The sequence below is a fragment of the Citrobacter sp. CK195 genome (assembly GCF_030333365.1).
GTDB lineage: Bacteria > Pseudomonadota > Gammaproteobacteria > Enterobacterales > Enterobacteriaceae > Citrobacter_B > Citrobacter_B koseri.
Genome location: NZ_JAOWGB010000026.1, coordinates 808,230 through 823,034, shown reverse-complemented (window position 1 = coordinate 823,034; position 14,805 = coordinate 808,230). Strand labels below are relative to the sequence as shown.

At 54.7% G+C, this 14,805-nt stretch carries 11 protein-coding genes and 1 tRNA gene; 10 read left to right on the top strand and 2 right to left on the bottom strand.

Annotation, left to right across the window (positions count from 1 at the left end; genetic code table 11):
* The first annotated feature begins 17 nt into the window (after positions 1-17).
* The 10 genes from OGX93_RS21240 (at position 18) to OGX93_RS21195 (ending at position 12,046) form a co-directional block, all read left to right on the top strand.
* Positions 18-722 carry an autotransporter outer membrane beta-barrel domain-containing protein gene (locus OGX93_RS21240; protein ID WP_286448721.1) on the top strand — a complete coding sequence of 235 codons (705 nt, stop codon included), beginning with the start codon at positions 18-20 and terminating at the stop codon, positions 720-722.
* Between the two features lie 252 nt (positions 723-974).
* Positions 975-2,177, top strand: coding sequence for an L-lactate MFS transporter (locus OGX93_RS21235; protein ID WP_024131048.1), 1,203 nt, complete (start codon positions 975-977; stop codon positions 2,175-2,177).
* Positions 2,178-2,390: 213 nt separating this feature from the next.
* A complete protein-coding gene (eptB, locus tag OGX93_RS21230) occupies positions 2,391-4,082 on the top strand; it encodes a kdo(2)-lipid A phosphoethanolamine 7''-transferase (protein WP_114848099.1) in 1,692 nt (563 codons plus the stop codon).
* 91 nt (positions 4,083-4,173) lie between these two features.
* A tRNA-Pro gene (locus tag OGX93_RS21225) sits at positions 4,174-4,250 on the top strand.
* Between the two features lie 708 nt (positions 4,251-4,958).
* Positions 4,959-6,566 (top strand): dipeptide ABC transporter periplasmic-binding protein DppA, encoded by a 1,608-nt coding sequence (dppA, locus tag OGX93_RS21220; protein WP_012135678.1) that lies wholly within the window; start codon positions 4,959-4,961, stop codon positions 6,564-6,566.
* Positions 6,567-6,762: 196 nt separating this feature from the next.
* Complete coding sequence (gene dppB / locus OGX93_RS21215) at positions 6,763-7,782, top strand: dipeptide ABC transporter permease DppB (RefSeq protein ID WP_012135677.1); 1,020 nt, start codon at positions 6,763-6,765, stop codon at positions 7,780-7,782.
* 9 nt (positions 7,783-7,791) lie between these two features.
* Positions 7,792-8,694: a dipeptide ABC transporter permease DppC gene (gene dppC / locus OGX93_RS21210; protein WP_012135676.1), complete on the top strand. Its 903-nt coding sequence runs from the start codon at positions 7,792-7,794 to the stop codon at positions 8,692-8,694.
* 10 nt (positions 8,695-8,704) lie between these two features.
* Positions 8,705-9,688, top strand: coding sequence for a dipeptide ABC transporter ATP-binding protein (dppD, locus tag OGX93_RS21205; protein ID WP_012135675.1), 984 nt, complete (start codon positions 8,705-8,707; stop codon positions 9,686-9,688).
* Complete coding sequence (dppF, locus tag OGX93_RS21200) at positions 9,685-10,689, top strand: dipeptide ABC transporter ATP-binding subunit DppF (RefSeq protein ID WP_012135673.1); 1,005 nt, start codon at positions 9,685-9,687, stop codon at positions 10,687-10,689. Before dppD ends, dppF begins: the two co-directional genes overlap by 4 nt.
* Before the next feature lie 154 nt (positions 10,690-10,843).
* Positions 10,844-12,046 carry a sigma-54 interaction domain-containing protein gene (locus tag OGX93_RS21195; protein ID WP_286448908.1) on the top strand — a complete coding sequence of 401 codons (1,203 nt, stop codon included), beginning with the start codon at positions 10,844-10,846 and terminating at the stop codon, positions 12,044-12,046.
* A 33-nt stretch (positions 12,047-12,079) separates the two neighbouring features.
* On the opposite strand, the gene OGX93_RS21190 is transcribed toward OGX93_RS21195, so the two are convergent.
* Together OGX93_RS21190 and megL are read right to left on the bottom strand one after the other, a co-directional pair.
* A complete protein-coding gene (locus tag OGX93_RS21190) occupies positions 12,080-13,378 on the bottom strand; it encodes an aromatic amino acid transport family protein (RefSeq protein WP_283316761.1) in 1,299 nt (432 codons plus the stop codon).
* A 115-nt stretch (positions 13,379-13,493) separates the two neighbouring features.
* Complete coding sequence (megL, locus tag OGX93_RS21185) at positions 13,494-14,690, bottom strand: methionine gamma-lyase (protein ID WP_012135669.1); 1,197 nt, start codon at positions 14,688-14,690, stop codon at positions 13,494-13,496.
* Positions 14,691-14,805: the final 115 nt, after the last annotated feature.

Genomic DNA, 14,805 nt, shown 5'->3' with positions numbered 1-14,805 from the left:
TCTCTGGAGTCGCGTTGATGATTATAAAAAAATGCAGTGGTCGCCAGGTGTGGTGCTGCCTGGCGAGCGTTATCGTCTGTGCAATTTTCACTAACACAGCATATGCCTGGCAACAAGAATATATCGCTGATGCCGTATCGGGTTATACGACAGAACGCTATACATGGGACAGCGATCACCAACCAAGTTACAACGATATTCTGGCGGAGCGGATTCGGTCCAGCCAGAATGCGCCTGGCCCTGTGCTGAGCCTGGCCGATCAAACGCCACTGGATGCGACCAGCGGCATGAGCATGGGCTGGAATTTTCCGCTTGCCGGGCGCGTGACGACCGGGCCGGTCGCCAGCCTGCATTACGACGGCTCAACCACCTCGATGTTTAATGAATTTGGCGACAGTGTGACGGCGCAGGCGCTGACCGACCCTCTGTGGCATGCCAGCGTCAGTACGTTGGGCTGGCGGGTGAATTCGCAGTTTGGCGAGATCCGTCCCTGGGCGCAAATCAGCTATAACCAGCAATACGGCGAGAACATCTGGAAAGCGCAGTCGGGGCTGAGTCGAATGACGGCGGCGGATCAGAATGGCAACTGGCTGGATGTGACGGTGGGGGCGGATATGCTACTGAACCCGCATATCGCGGCGTATGCGGCGCTCTCTCAGGCAGATAACAGCGCAAGCAATAGCGACTACCTGTACACCCTGGGCGTTAGCGCCAGATTTTAACGAGAATATGCACGTAATAAAAACAAGTTTTTTACAATTGAGTCTCTTTAATAACAAGACATACAGCGATAGTGGGTACTAACTGACATTAAAAAAATCACGCTGCGCAGTCTTTGTCTCGTCATTCATTCCGCAATCCAGGCATTTCATTCCGTTCTGATGGCATTTCATGCCGTTTTTCCCCTGCATAAAAAGCACTTCGTTATTGTTGTCGGCAGTGAATTTCTCCTTTGTTTATGCAGGAAGACTGCCATGAAAACTTCTGATTATCAGCGTACCCGTTGGCTGACGCTTATCGGCACCATCATCACACAATTTGCGTTAGGTTCTGTTTACACCTGGAGCCTGTTTAATGGCGCGCTCTCTGCGAAACTGGATGAACCCGTCAGCCAGGTGGCCTTTTCATTTGGTTTGTTGAGCCTGGGACTGGCGATCTCCTCTTCCGTGGCGGGTAAATTACAGGAACGTTTCGGCGTAAAACGCGTCACGATGGCGTCAGGTGTTTTACTGGGCATCGGCTTCTTTTTAACGGCGCATTCCAACAACCTTATGATGCTGTGGCTGAGCGCCGGGGTGCTGGTTGGCCTGGCGGACGGGGCGGGATATCTGTTAACGCTGTCTAACTGCGTAAAATGGTTCCCGGAACGTAAAGGGCTGATTTCCGCCTTCGCGATTGGTTCTTATGGCCTCGGTAGCCTCGGCTTCAAATTCATCGACAGCCAGCTGCTGGCGACGGTCGGTCTGGAAAAGACATTTATGATCTGGGGCGCGATTGTGCTGGTGATGATTGTCTTTGGTTCAACGCTGATGAAAGACGCGCCGAATCAGGATGTTAAAGCGGTAAACGGGGTGGTGGAAAACGACTTCACCCTGGCGCAGTCCATGCGTAAACCGCAGTACTGGATGCTGGCGGTGATGTTCCTGACGGCCTGCATGAGCGGTCTGTATGTCATCGGCGTGGCGAAAGACATTGCTCAGGGGCTGGCGCATATGGATGTTGCTTCGGCGGCCAACGCGGTCACGGTGATTTCCATCGCTAACCTGTCAGGCCGCCTGGTGCTGGGCATTCTGTCTGACAAAATCGCCCGTATCCGCGTGATTACCCTCGGTCAGGTTGTCTCGCTGGTCGGGATGGCAGCGTTACTGTTCGCGCCGCTGAATGATGTGACGTTCTTTGCCGCGATTGCCTGCGTCGCCTTTAACTTTGGCGGTACGATCACGGTGTTCCCGTCGCTGGTGAGCGAGTTCTTCGGCCTGAATAACCTGGCGAAAAACTACGGCGTGATTTACCTGGGCTTTGGGATTGGCAGTATTTGCGGGTCGATTATCGCCTCGCTGTTCGGTGGGTTCTACGTCACCTTCTGCGTTATTTTCGCTCTGCTGATCCTCTCTCTGGCGCTCTCGACCACGATTCGCCAGCCTCAGCGCCGCGTCTTTAAAGAGGCTCACGCCTGATTTTATTCATCATTTAACCACTTCCCGGCCCGGATATTTTTGTAAATATCCGGGCCGCTTGTTTATTCTTCCGACACTTTTACGCTTCCCTGTGGTCTACATACCCGCGCGTGTAGACTGTCTGACATCTGCTGTTACCGCATTTATCCACCTGCCCGGTCTGGAATGGCCTTTTGCGGGTGGTTTTTATCCCGATTTCCAGGGTTTGCTTGCATGAAATACATTAAATCGATGACGCAGCAGAAGCTGAGCTTCTTGCTTGCGCTCTATATCGGCCTGTTTATGAATTGCGCAGTGTTTTACCGCCGGTTCGGCAGCTATGCGCAGGAATTTACCGTCTGGAAAGGCCTCTCGGCAGTGGTTGAACTTGGGGCCACGGTTCTCGCCACGTTCTTCTTACTCCGTCTGCTTTCCCTGTTTGGTCGCCGCGCCTGGCGGGTTCTGGCTACGCTGGTGGTGCTGTTCTCCGCGAGCGCCAGCTATTACATGACCCTCCTGAACGTGGTGATCGGCTACGGCATTATTGCCTCCGTGATGACCACGGATATCGATTTATCGAAAGAGGTCGTCGGCTGGCACTTCATTTTGTGGCTGGTGGCGGTGAGCATTCTGCCGCTGGTCTTTATCTGGAGTAACCGCTGTCGTTACACTCTGCTGCGGCAGTTACGCACGCCGGGCCAGCGCGTTCGCAGCGTGGCGGCGGTGGTTCTGGCTGGGGTGATGGTGTGGGCGCCGATTCGTCTGCTTGACGTTCAGCAAAAGAATGTTGAACGAACAACGGGTATCGATTTGCCGAGCTATGGCGGCGTGGTGGCGAACTCTTATTTACCGTCGAACTGGCTATCGGCTTTAGGGCTGTACGCCTGGGCGCAGGTGGATGAGTCGTCGGATAATAACTCGCTGATGAACCCGGCGAAGAAGTTTACCTATGTTGCGCCAGAAGGCATTGATGACACGTATGTTGTGTTTATCATCGGCGAAACCACGCGTTGGGATCATATGGGCATCTTCGGCTACGAGCGGAACACGACGCCGAAGCTGGCGCAGGAAAAAAATCTCGCGGCGTTCCGGGGTGAGTCGTGTGATACCGCGACCAAACTTTCGCTGCGCTGTATGTTTGTGCGCGAGGGTGGCGCGTCGGAGAATCCGCAGCGTACGCTGAAAGAGCAAAACATTTTTGCGGTGCTGAAGCAGCTAGGGTTTAGCGCCGATCTGTATGCGATGCAGAGCGAGATGTGGTTCTACAGCAATACGATGGCGGATAACATTGCCTACCGCGAGCAAATCGGCGCAGAGCCGCGCAACCGGGGTAAGACGGTTGATGATATGTTGCTGGTGGATGAAATGCAGCGTTCGTTAGCGCAAACCCCTGACGGGAAACACCTGATCGTGATGCATACCAAAGGGTCGCATTATAACTATACGCAGCGGTATCCCCGCAGCTTTGCGCAGTGGACGCCGGAGTGTGTCGGCGTTGACGATGGTTGCACAAAAGCGGAGATGATCAACTCTTACGATAACTCGGTGAGCTATGTTGATCACTTTATTACCCGCGTGTTCGATCAGCTGCGCGATAAGAAAGCCATTGTGTTTTACGCCGCCGATCACGGCGAGTCGATCAATGAGCGCGAGCATTTGCACGGCACGCCGCGCAAGATGGCGCCGCCAGAACAGTTCCGGGTGCCAATGCTGGTGTGGATGTCGGATAAGTATCTGGAGAACCCGCAGCATGCGCAGATGCTTGCGCGCCTGCAACAGGCGGCGGCGATGAAAACGCCGCGCCGTCATGTGGAGCTGTATGACACGGTGATGGGATGTCTCGGCTACACCTCGCCAGATGGCGGAATTAACGAAAACAACGACTGGTGCCATATTCCGGCTGAACAGAATGCAGCGGTGCAGTAAGCGGTCTGCTGACTTTCTCGCCGATTGAATGGCATTTTCAAACTAAGGGATTGACGGGCGCGCACCTGAGCAGTAAGATGCGCCCCGCATTCGGTGATTGGCGCAGCCTGGTAGCGCACTTCGTTCGGGACGAAGGGGTCGGAGGTTCGAATCCTCTATCACCGACCAATTCAGAAAAGCCAGCCCACGGGCTGGCTTTTTGCTGTCTGGAATTCAGCATTGTAGGCCTGATAAGCGCAGCGCCATCAGGCGGGATCGGTCGCTCACTTTCGGCAACGCCGGATGGCGGCGCAGGCGCCTTATCCGGCCTACGGCGATTTCGCCATTGGCAAAAAATGTGCATCACTTCTCACTGTTTGTTCACGTTTTTGTGACATATTCCATTGTCTTTTTTTATCTTTGCTTAAATTTTTTTTTGCGTTACTTATGGCTGAGCCCAGCATTTTCCGCTGTGCGTTTTAGCGTTCGTGATATTAATCGCTCAGATATGCAGCATTTCGTCAGAAATTTTTCACAATCTGCACAAACGTTAATCACCAAATGTTGCGAAATATGAAGCGATTAATTCTGGTGTTAACGGAGTAGCACAAATTTCCCTGCTGAAAATAGTCGTTTGAAGTTTTTTTAATCTTTGTTTGTGAATTCTCACCGTTGTTGTAAATCATGGTTGCCTGTATTGACGTTTTCACATTCTGTTGACAGATTGTAGGGCATGAGGGGCATTTCATGGAGAATCCGCACTGCAACTCAGGCGCTTATGTGAACGGAATCCCCATCCTCTTAACGCCGACCCGGCCGGGTAAAAAACAAAAAAGGCCAGGCGGTGCAAACCCACTGCAAAGGGTAAAACAACAACATCACATTTGGAGCAGAAGAATGAGTATTTCCTTGAAGAAGTCAGGGATGCTGAAGCTTGGTCTGAGCCTGGTGGCCATGACCGTCGCAGCAAGTGTACAGGCTAAAACTCTGGTTTATTGTTCAGAAGGTTCTCCAGAAGGCTTCAACCCGCAGCTGTTTACCTCCGGCACCACCTATGACGCCAGCTCAGTACCTATCTATAACCGTCTGGTGGAATTTAAAATCGGTACAACCGAAGTTATTCCAGGCCTCGCTGAAAAGTGGGATGTCAGCGAAGACGGCAAAACCTACACCTTCCACCTGCGTCAGGGCGTGAAGTGGCAGGACAGCAAAGACTTTAAACCGACGCGCGATTTCAACGCCGATGACGTGGTGTTCTCGTTCGATCGTCAGAAAAATGCCGAAAACCCGTACCACAAAGTGTCTGGCGGCAGCTATGAATACTTCGAAGGGATGGGTCTGCCAGACCTGATAAGTGAAGTGAAGAAAGTGGACGATAGCACCGTTCAGTTCGTGCTGACCCGTCCAGAAGCGCCGTTCCTTGCTGACCTGGCGATGGACTTCGCCTCCATCCTCTCTAAAGAATATGCTGACAACATGCTGAAAGCCGGTACGCCGGAGAAAGTGGATCTGAACCCAATCGGTACGGGGCCGTTCCAGCTGTTGCAGTACCAGAAAGACTCCCGCATTCTGTATAAAGCGTTTGATGGTTTCTGGGGCACCAAGCCGCAGATCGACCGTCTGGTGTTCTCCATTACGCCTGACGCGTCCGTGCGTTACGCCAAGCTACAGAAAAATGAGTGCCAGGTGATGCCGTACCCGAACCCGGCGGACATCGCGCGCATGAAGCAGGACAAAAACATCAACCTGATGGAGCAGGCGGGTCTGAACGTCGGCTACCTCTCTTTCAACACCGAGAAGAAACCGTTTGATGACGTGAAAGTCCGTCAGGCGCTGACCTACGCGGTGAACAAAGAGGCGATCATTAAAGCGGTTTATCAGGGCGCGGGCGTTGAAGCCAAGAACCTGATTCCGCCGACCATGTGGGGCTATAACGACGACGTTAAAGACTACAACTACGATCCAGAAAAAGCCAAAGCGCTGCTGAAAGAAGCGGGCCAGGATAAAGGCTTCACCGTTGAACTGTGGGCGATGCCGGTACAGCGTCCGTACAACCCGAACGCTCGCCGTATGGCTGAGATGATTCAGGCTGACTGGGCGAAGATTGGCGTACAGGCCAAGATTGTCACCTACGAGTGGGGTGAATACCTCAAGCGTGCGAAGTCAGGCGAACATCAGGCGGTGATGATGGGCTGGACCGGTGATAACGGGGACCCGGATAACTTCTTCGCGACCCTGTTTAGCTGCGCTGCGGCGAAAGACGGTTCCAACTACTCTCGCTGGTGCTACAAGCCGTTTGAAGACTTGATTCAACCGGCGCGCGCCACTGACGACCACAACAAGCGTGTTGAACTCTACAAACAGGCTCAGGTGGTGATGCATGACCAGGCGCCTGCGCTGATCATCGCTCACTCCACCGTGTACGAACCTGTGCGTAAAGAAGTCAAAGGCTATGTGGTTGATCCTCTGGGCAAACACCACTTTGAAAACGTCTCTGTCGAATAATTAAAAGCCAGGGGTGCCTGAGCACCCCATGCCCGGCGGCGCTGCGTTTGCACGAACCTACGATCGTAGGCCGGGTAAGCGCATCGCCACCCGGCGTAATGCTTTACCCCACGGCGGTGTATGCCGTGGGATAAGATTTGTGAGCAATACAGACGCACTGTCACCAGGCGGCGCGTCATTAGAGAGAATCCGGGTTATGTTGCAGTTCATCCTCCGACGTTTGGGACTCGTCATCCCCACGTTTATCGGTATCACCCTTCTCACCTTTGCCTTCGTCCATATGATCCCGGGCGATCCGGTCATGATCATGGCAGGTGAGCGTGGTATCTCTCCTGAGCGTCATGCTCAACTGCTGGCTGAACTCGGTCTGGATAAACCGATGTGGCAGCAGTACCTCCATTACATCTGGGGGGTGATGCATGGCGATTTGGGCATCTCGCTGAAAAGCCGTTTGCCGGTGTGGGACGAGTTCGTGCCTCGCTTTAAAGCGACGCTGGAACTTGGCGTCTGCGCCATGATTTTCGCCACCGCAGTAGGGATTCCGGTCGGCGTGCTGGCCGCCGTGAAGCGCGGTTCCATTTTCGATCATACCGCTGTTGGCCTGGCGCTGACCGGTTACTCTATGCCTATCTTCTGGTGGGGCATGATGCTGATCATGCTGGTATCGGTGCAATGGAACCTGACGCCGGTTTCCGGGCGCGTCAGCGATATGGTGTTCCTTGATGACTCCAATCCATTAACCGGCTTTATGCTGATTGACACGGCTATCTGGGGCGAAGAGGGCAACTTTATTGATGCTGTCGCGCACATGATCCTGCCTGCGATGGTGCTCGGTACGATACCGCTGGCGGTTATCGTGCGTATGACCCGCTCCTCCATGCTGGAAGTGCTGGGTGAAGATTATATCCGTACCGCGCGCGCCAAAGGTCTCACAAGGATGCGCGTCATCATCGTACACGCGCTGCGTAACGCGATGCTGCCGGTCGTGACCGTTATCGGTTTGCAGGTGGGGACGCTGCTGGCAGGGGCGATTCTGACCGAAACCATCTTCTCGTGGCCTGGCCTTGGCCGTTGGCTGATTGATGCGCTGCAACGACGCGATTATCCGGTTGTACAGGGCGGGGTGTTACTGGTAGCGACGATGATTATTCTCGTCAACCTGCTGGTCGACCTGCTGTACGGCGTGGTGAACCCGCGTATTCGTCATAAGAAGTAAGGGGCCATCATGTCACAGGTTACTGAAAATAAAGTTATCTCTGCACCGGTGCCGATGACCCCGTTGCAGGAGTTCTGGCACTATTTTAAACGCAATAAGGGTGCGGTTGTCGGTCTGGCGTATGTCGTCATCATGATCCTGATTGCGGTGTTCGCGAACGTCATTGCGCCGTATAACCCGGCAGATCAGTTCCGCGATGTGCTGCTGGCGCCGCCTGCGTGGCAGGAAGGCGGCAGTATCGCGCACCTGCTGGGAACGGATGATGTCGGTCGCGATGTGCTGTCGCGCCTGATGTATGGCGCACGTCTGTCGCTGCTGGTGGGCTGCCTGGTGGTGGTGCTGTCGCTGGTGATGGGGATTGTGCTCGGCCTGGTTGCGGGTTACTTCGGCGGCATTGTTGATAACATCATCATGCGCGTCGTCGATATCATGCTGGCGCTGCCAAGCCTGCTGCTGGCGCTGGTGCTGGTGGCGATCTTTGGCCCCTCTATCGGTAACGCCGCGCTGGCGCTGACTTTCGTGGCGCTCCCGCACTACGTGCGTCTGACCCGCGCCGCCGTGCTGGTGGAGGTGAACCGCGATTACGTTACCGCTTCCCGCGTGGCGGGCGCAGGCGCGATGCGCCAGATGTTCGTCAATATCTTCCCGAACTGCCTTGCGCCGCTGATCGTTCAGGCGTCGCTCGGTTTCTCTAACGCCATTCTCGATATGGCCGCCCTGGGCTTCCTCGGCATGGGTGCGCAGCCGCCGACACCGGAGTGGGGCACTATGCTCTCCGACGTGTTGCAGTTCGCACAAAGTGCCTGGTGGGTCGTGACCTTCCCGGGTCTGGCGATCCTGCTGACGGTGCTGGCATTTAACCTGATGGGTGACGGTCTGCGTGACGCGCTCGATCCCAAACTGAAGCAGTAAGAGGTTCGAGATGGCGTTATTAAACGTAGATAAATTATCGGTGCACTTCGGTGACGAAGGTACGCCGTTTCGCGCGGTAGACCGCGTAAGCTACAGCGTAAATCAGGGCGAAGTCGTTGGTATTGTCGGCGAGTCCGGCTCCGGTAAATCGGTTAGCTCGCTGGCGATTATGGGGCTGATTGATTTCCCGGGCCGCGTGATGGCGGAAAAACTGGAATTCAACGGCCAGGACTTGCAGCGCATCTCTGAGAAAGAGCGCCGCAACCTGGTGGGCGCGGAAGTGGCGATGATCTTCCAGGACCCGATGACCAGCCTGAACCCGTGCTACACCGTAGGTTTCCAGATTATGGAAGCGATTAAGGTGCATCAGGGCGGCAACAGGAAAACCCGTCGGCAGCGGGCGATTGACCTGCTGACTCAGGTGGGGATTCCCGATCCGGCGTCGCGTCTGGATGTCTATCCGCACCAGTTGTCCGGTGGGATGAGCCAGCGCGTGATGATTGCCATGGCGATTGCCTGTCGTCCGAAACTGCTGATTGCCGATGAACCGACCACTGCGCTGGACGTGACCATCCAGGCGCAAATCATCGAACTGTTGCTGGAATTGCAGCAGAAAGAAAATATGGCGCTGGTGCTGATTACCCACGATCTGGCGCTGGTGGCGGAAGCCGCGCATAAAATCATCGTAATGTATGCCGGACAGGTGGTAGAGACAGGGGCGGCGCACGATATCTTCCGCGCGCCGCGTCATCCGTATACGCAGGCGTTGCTGCGCGCACTGCCGGAATTCGCGCAGGATAAAGCGCGCCTGGCGTCGCTGCCGGGTGTGGTGCCGGGAAAATATGACCGCCCGAACGGCTGTCTGTTGAACCCGCGCTGCCCGTATGCCACGGATAAATGCCGTAGCGAAGAGCCGGATCTGAATCTGCTCGGCGATGGCCGCCAGTCCAAATGCCACTATCCACTCGATGATGCCGGGAGGCCCACACTATGAGTACGCACGAGGCCACCTTGCAACAGCCGCTGTTGCAGGCTATCGACCTGAAAAAACACTACCCGGTGAAGAAGGGGCTGTTTGCGCCCGAGCGCCTGGTAAAAGCGCTGGATGGCGTATCGTTCACCCTTGAGCGCGGTAAAACGCTGGCGGTCGTGGGCGAGTCCGGCTGCGGGAAATCCACGCTGGGCCGCCTGCTGACGATGATTGAAACGCCGACCGGCGGAGAACTGTATTATCAGGGGCAGGATCTGCTCAGGCACGATCCGCAGGCGCAAAAACTGCGTCGGCAGAAAATCCAGATTGTGTTCCAGAACCCGTATGGTTCGCTGAACCCGCGTAAGAAAGTGGGGCAGATTCTGGAAGAGCCGCTGCTGATCAACACCTCGCTCAGCAAAGAGCAGCGTCGTGAAAAAGCGCTGGCGATGATGGCGAAAGTCGGCCTTAAAACCGAGCATTACGATCGCTACCCGCACATGTTTTCCGGCGGCCAGCGTCAACGTATTGCTATCGCCCGCGGTCTGATGCTTGACCCGGACGTGGTGATCGCCGATGAACCGGTCTCCGCGCTGGACGTTTCCGTGCGCGCGCAGGTGTTGAACCTGATGATGGATTTGCAGCAGGAGCTGGGGCTGTCTTACGTCTTTATCTCGCACGACCTGTCGGTGGTCGAACACATTGCCGATGAGGTGATGGTGATGTATCTCGGCCGCTGCGTGGAGAAAGGGACGAAGGAGCAGATCTTTACCAACCCGCGCCATCCGTATACGCAGGCGCTACTCTCCGCGACGCCGCGTTTGAACCCGGATGACCGCCGCGAGCGCATCAAGCTGACCGGCGAGCTGCCAAGCCCGCTGAATCCGCCGCCGGGCTGCGCCTTCAACGCCCGTTGCCGTCGTCGCTTTGGTCCCTGCACCCAGTTGCAGCCGCAGCTTAAAGATTACGGCGGTCAACTGGTGGCCTGTTTCGCCGTCGATCAGGATGAGAACCGACAGCAATAACTGTTGGTTATTGCCTCATAACCGGAGCCTTGTGCTCCGGTTTTTTTATATTCCTTTTTTGGCTCCACAATGTGAGTCCATCGGCAGAACATTATCCCATAGCGACTAGAATGTAAGCAGATTTCTGATTGCCACAGAAATATCTGGAGCCAACGTGGTCACGATACGCTGGGATATTAAAACAATCGATCGTCTGTCTATGGTTGAGGATGTCCTCAAGGAGTTTTCCTGCCGCGATATTAATATTATCTCCATGAAGGTCACGCCGGGTCGGATTCTGATTAAATCCTGGTGCCGCCAGTTGCAGGATATTTCCAGCGTCCAGACCTGCCTCAATCAACATGCCGATATTATTAATGTCGCTTATCTCTCAGAGAATCTTTCTGAACTGGCCACGCCTGAACTGACGCGACCGCGCTATTTCTCCGATATTATCTGTAGCAGCCAGAGTATGCAGGTGCTGATTGAAAAAGCGCTAAAAATCGCTGACAGCAAATATACCGTCCTGATCCGTGGTGAGACCGGCACGGGTAAAGAGTTGCTGGCGCGCGCCATTCATAATTCCGGGCAGCGGCGCTTTTATCCGTTTATCCCCGTCAACTGCTCAACGCTGCCTGAGGCATTGATGGAGAGCGAACTTTTTGGTTATGAAAAAGGGGCGTTCAGCGGTGCGGACGGCAGAGGGAAAAAAGGGTTGTTTGAAATGGCGGATAAGGGAACGCTGTTTCTTGATGAATTTGGCGAAATGCCGCTGAATTTACAGGCCAAGCTGCTGCGGGTGCTTCAGGACGGCGGAATCCGCCGCGTCGGCGGGGCGCAGGTGATCCCGGTTAACGCGCGTATTATTGTCGCCACCAACGCGAATCTGGAAGAGATGGTCGAACAGCGCCTGCTGCGCGCCGATCTCTGGTATCGCATTAACGTACTGACGCTCACGATTCCGCCGTTGCGCGAGCGCCCTTCGGATATCACTTTACTGATTCGCCATTTTGTACAGAAATATGCCAAAGAGTTTCAACGGCGGCTGATACTGGACAAAGCCTGTTTCGAGTCACTGCGTCACCACCACTGGCCGGGCAACGTTCGCGAACTGGAGAACACCATTATCCGTCTGATGCTGATGTCAGAAAGTGATGTCATCACCTGCGATGATTTGGGGCTTTCAACGGTGTCACATGCGTTGCCGGGGCATCCCGACCGCCCCTTCAAAGAGCAGGTGCAACATGCTGAGCGGCAGCTGATTGAGCAGATGGTGGAAGAGAATGTCTCCTCCCGGCATATCGCAAAAGCGTTGGGGGTTTCGCACACGACGGTGCTGAATAAAATACGCAGCTACCAACTGGAAGGGGTGAGTTAAGCGCCGCCAGGAACCGACGGCGCACGGAACGCGTTATTCAATCAGCTTCAGGAGCGGCGACAGGCACAGCAAAATCCCATACAGCAGAATCAGCCAGGTTTTCAGGCCGCGCAGTTTTTCCAGTTGCGTGACTTTATAGATCAGGAAAAAAGGGATGATGCACGACACAATGCCGTACAGCGGGCTACCCAACTGGAAGAACACCAGCACCGAGACGCGGAACGATACCCAAATGACCAGCGTGATAACGATAAAGGTACAGATGCCAAGCGTCAGCGCCAGCGGATTGATCTTCTCCACGTCGATAACCCGGCTCAGCACGTTGAGAATGATGCCCTTAATCGCTTCATGAAAGCCCAGGTAAATACCGAAGAAGGCGGTGAGAACCGCAAAGATATTCAGTACCGTTGAGGTGAAATGAATGATCTGTCCGGGAATGACCTGCGCAGCCAATGCCAGCGCGGAGATATTCTGCTCAAAGGCGGAAACGGCTTCTTCGTGGCTGATGGAGAAGGTAAACGAAAACGAGAAGAACAGGATCACGGCAATCAGCGTGATATAGCTGATGCGGTGGGTACGAATGGCCATGCGCGTCGCCAGCACTCTGTCGGCTTCTCGTTTGCGGTAGGCAATGTTCATTGGGTTCAGCACCTGAATAAACACCGCCGAGAAAAAACAGAAGGGGACGGTGAGCAGCACATCGCGGAAGAAGACCGACGCCTGCGGGAAGGCCGTAATATTGCTGAAGTTCCAGTGCGGAATCATTGCGAAACCGAAGATCAGGATGATGCCTACTTTTACCACCACCATAGGGCCGGAGATTTTAAACAGCAGCTTTTCTCCACCGGAGGCGATAGCGACCAGTACGGCGAAGATCGCCACTTTATAGAGGATGGACTGCGAGAGATCGGCATCGGTCAGACCGAAGGTCTTAATGTACGACGCGCTGTCGAAAACCACGGATAAAGAGTAGATAAAAATGCCGTGGATAATCATCAAAAAGTAGATCACGCCGAGGAAGACGCCCCAGTTTTTCCCCAGGTAATGACTGATAATATCGGTGTAGTCATTACAGGTTTCACTTTCTGATAACGTCTTTAAGTAAATATCCTGCACGATATAGGTTGCGGGGTAGGCGATAATAAACGCGGTGATAAAGACCCAAATTCCTTTTAGCCCAATCTGTACCGGCATTAGCACCGTTCCGGCGCCAATGGCCATGCCGATACATAACAGCACCCAGCCAAAATCGTATTTCGTAAACGGTAGTTTTTTTGAGAACGCTGCGGTGGTCGCTTTACTGTTGCTTAATTGTAATGTGTTGTCCTGCATAGAGCCCCCTGCCCAAAATACGCGTCACCCCGGGAAGGATGATGCGTATAGCCAGGCCGTTGTGCCTTGATTCTCAACAGCCGGAGCCGACGCAGGCCAGCTCCGACCGTAATGGTCAGAATGTCGCCTTTCTGATGGCGTGTTCAAGGTCGTTAATAATATCTTCTGGATCTTCAAGACCCACAGAAAGACGGATAAGCCCGTCGGTAATACCTGCTTTAAGCCGTTCCTCTGGCGCAACAGGCGAATGTGTCATAGACGCAGGGTGCTGAATGAGGGTTTCGGTATCACCGAGACTGACCGCGAGGAGGCACAATTCTACCGAATTGATCATGCGTCTGCCAGCCTCCAGGCCACCCGCGATTTCGAAGCTGATAATGCCGCCGGGCAGGCTCATCTGGCGTCTGCCAAGTTCATACTGCGGGTGCGAAGGAAGCCCCGGATACCAGACGTGGGTAATCTTCGGATGGCTTTCCAGGAAACGGGCGATTTTCAGCGCGTTCTCGCAGTGGCGCTCCATGCGAATCCCCAGCGTCTTCACGCCGCGCAGCGTCAGCCAGGCGTTAAAGGGGCTCATGCAGCCGCCGGTGATATCCTTCAGCCCGATAAACCGCGCCTGATCGATAAACTCCTGCTTGCCGACGATGACCCCGCCAATAACATCCCCGTGTCCGTTGATGTATTTCGTGACGCTGTGAACCACGATATCGGCTCCCTGGAGCAGGGGTTGCTGGCAGTACGGCGACATAAAGGTGTTATCCACAACCAACAGCACGCCCCGCTGATGGGCGATCCCGGCGACCGTTTCGATGTCGACCAGGGAGAGCGTTGGGTTGGCGGGCGTTTCGATGTACACCACTTTGGTTTCCGGGCGGATGGCTTCGCGGATCTCATCCGGGTTGGCGGCATTAACGAAACTCACGTCAATACCGAACTTCGGTATGCTGTGCGACAAAAATGCGTGCGTGCAGCCATAAATCGCGCTGGCTGAGACAATGTGATCGCCCTGCTCACAGAGCGTCAGCAGCGTGGTGGTGATGGCGGAAATGCCGGACGCGGTCGCCAGCGCCGCTTCGCCTCTTTCCAGTACCGCCAGCTTTTTCTCCAGCGCGTCCGTCGTGGGGTTGCCCAGGCGGGTGTAAATGTACCCGGACTCTTCGAGCGCAAAGCGGGCGGCCCCCTGTTCGGCGCTGTCGAAAACAAACGTCGACGTCTGGAAGATTGGCGTACTGAGCGCGCCAGTTGAAGGATCGGGTTGTTGCCCCGCGTGAACGATCTGGGTGTTGAATCCGTAAGTACGACAGTCAGACATGATATCTCCTTTGATTCGGAACAGAACAGCTCACACTCAAATAGCAATCGCTGTGCCAGAAAAGGAGTTTTTATATATCAACGAGTTAGTGGGTTTCGTTTTTTACGGGTCGTCA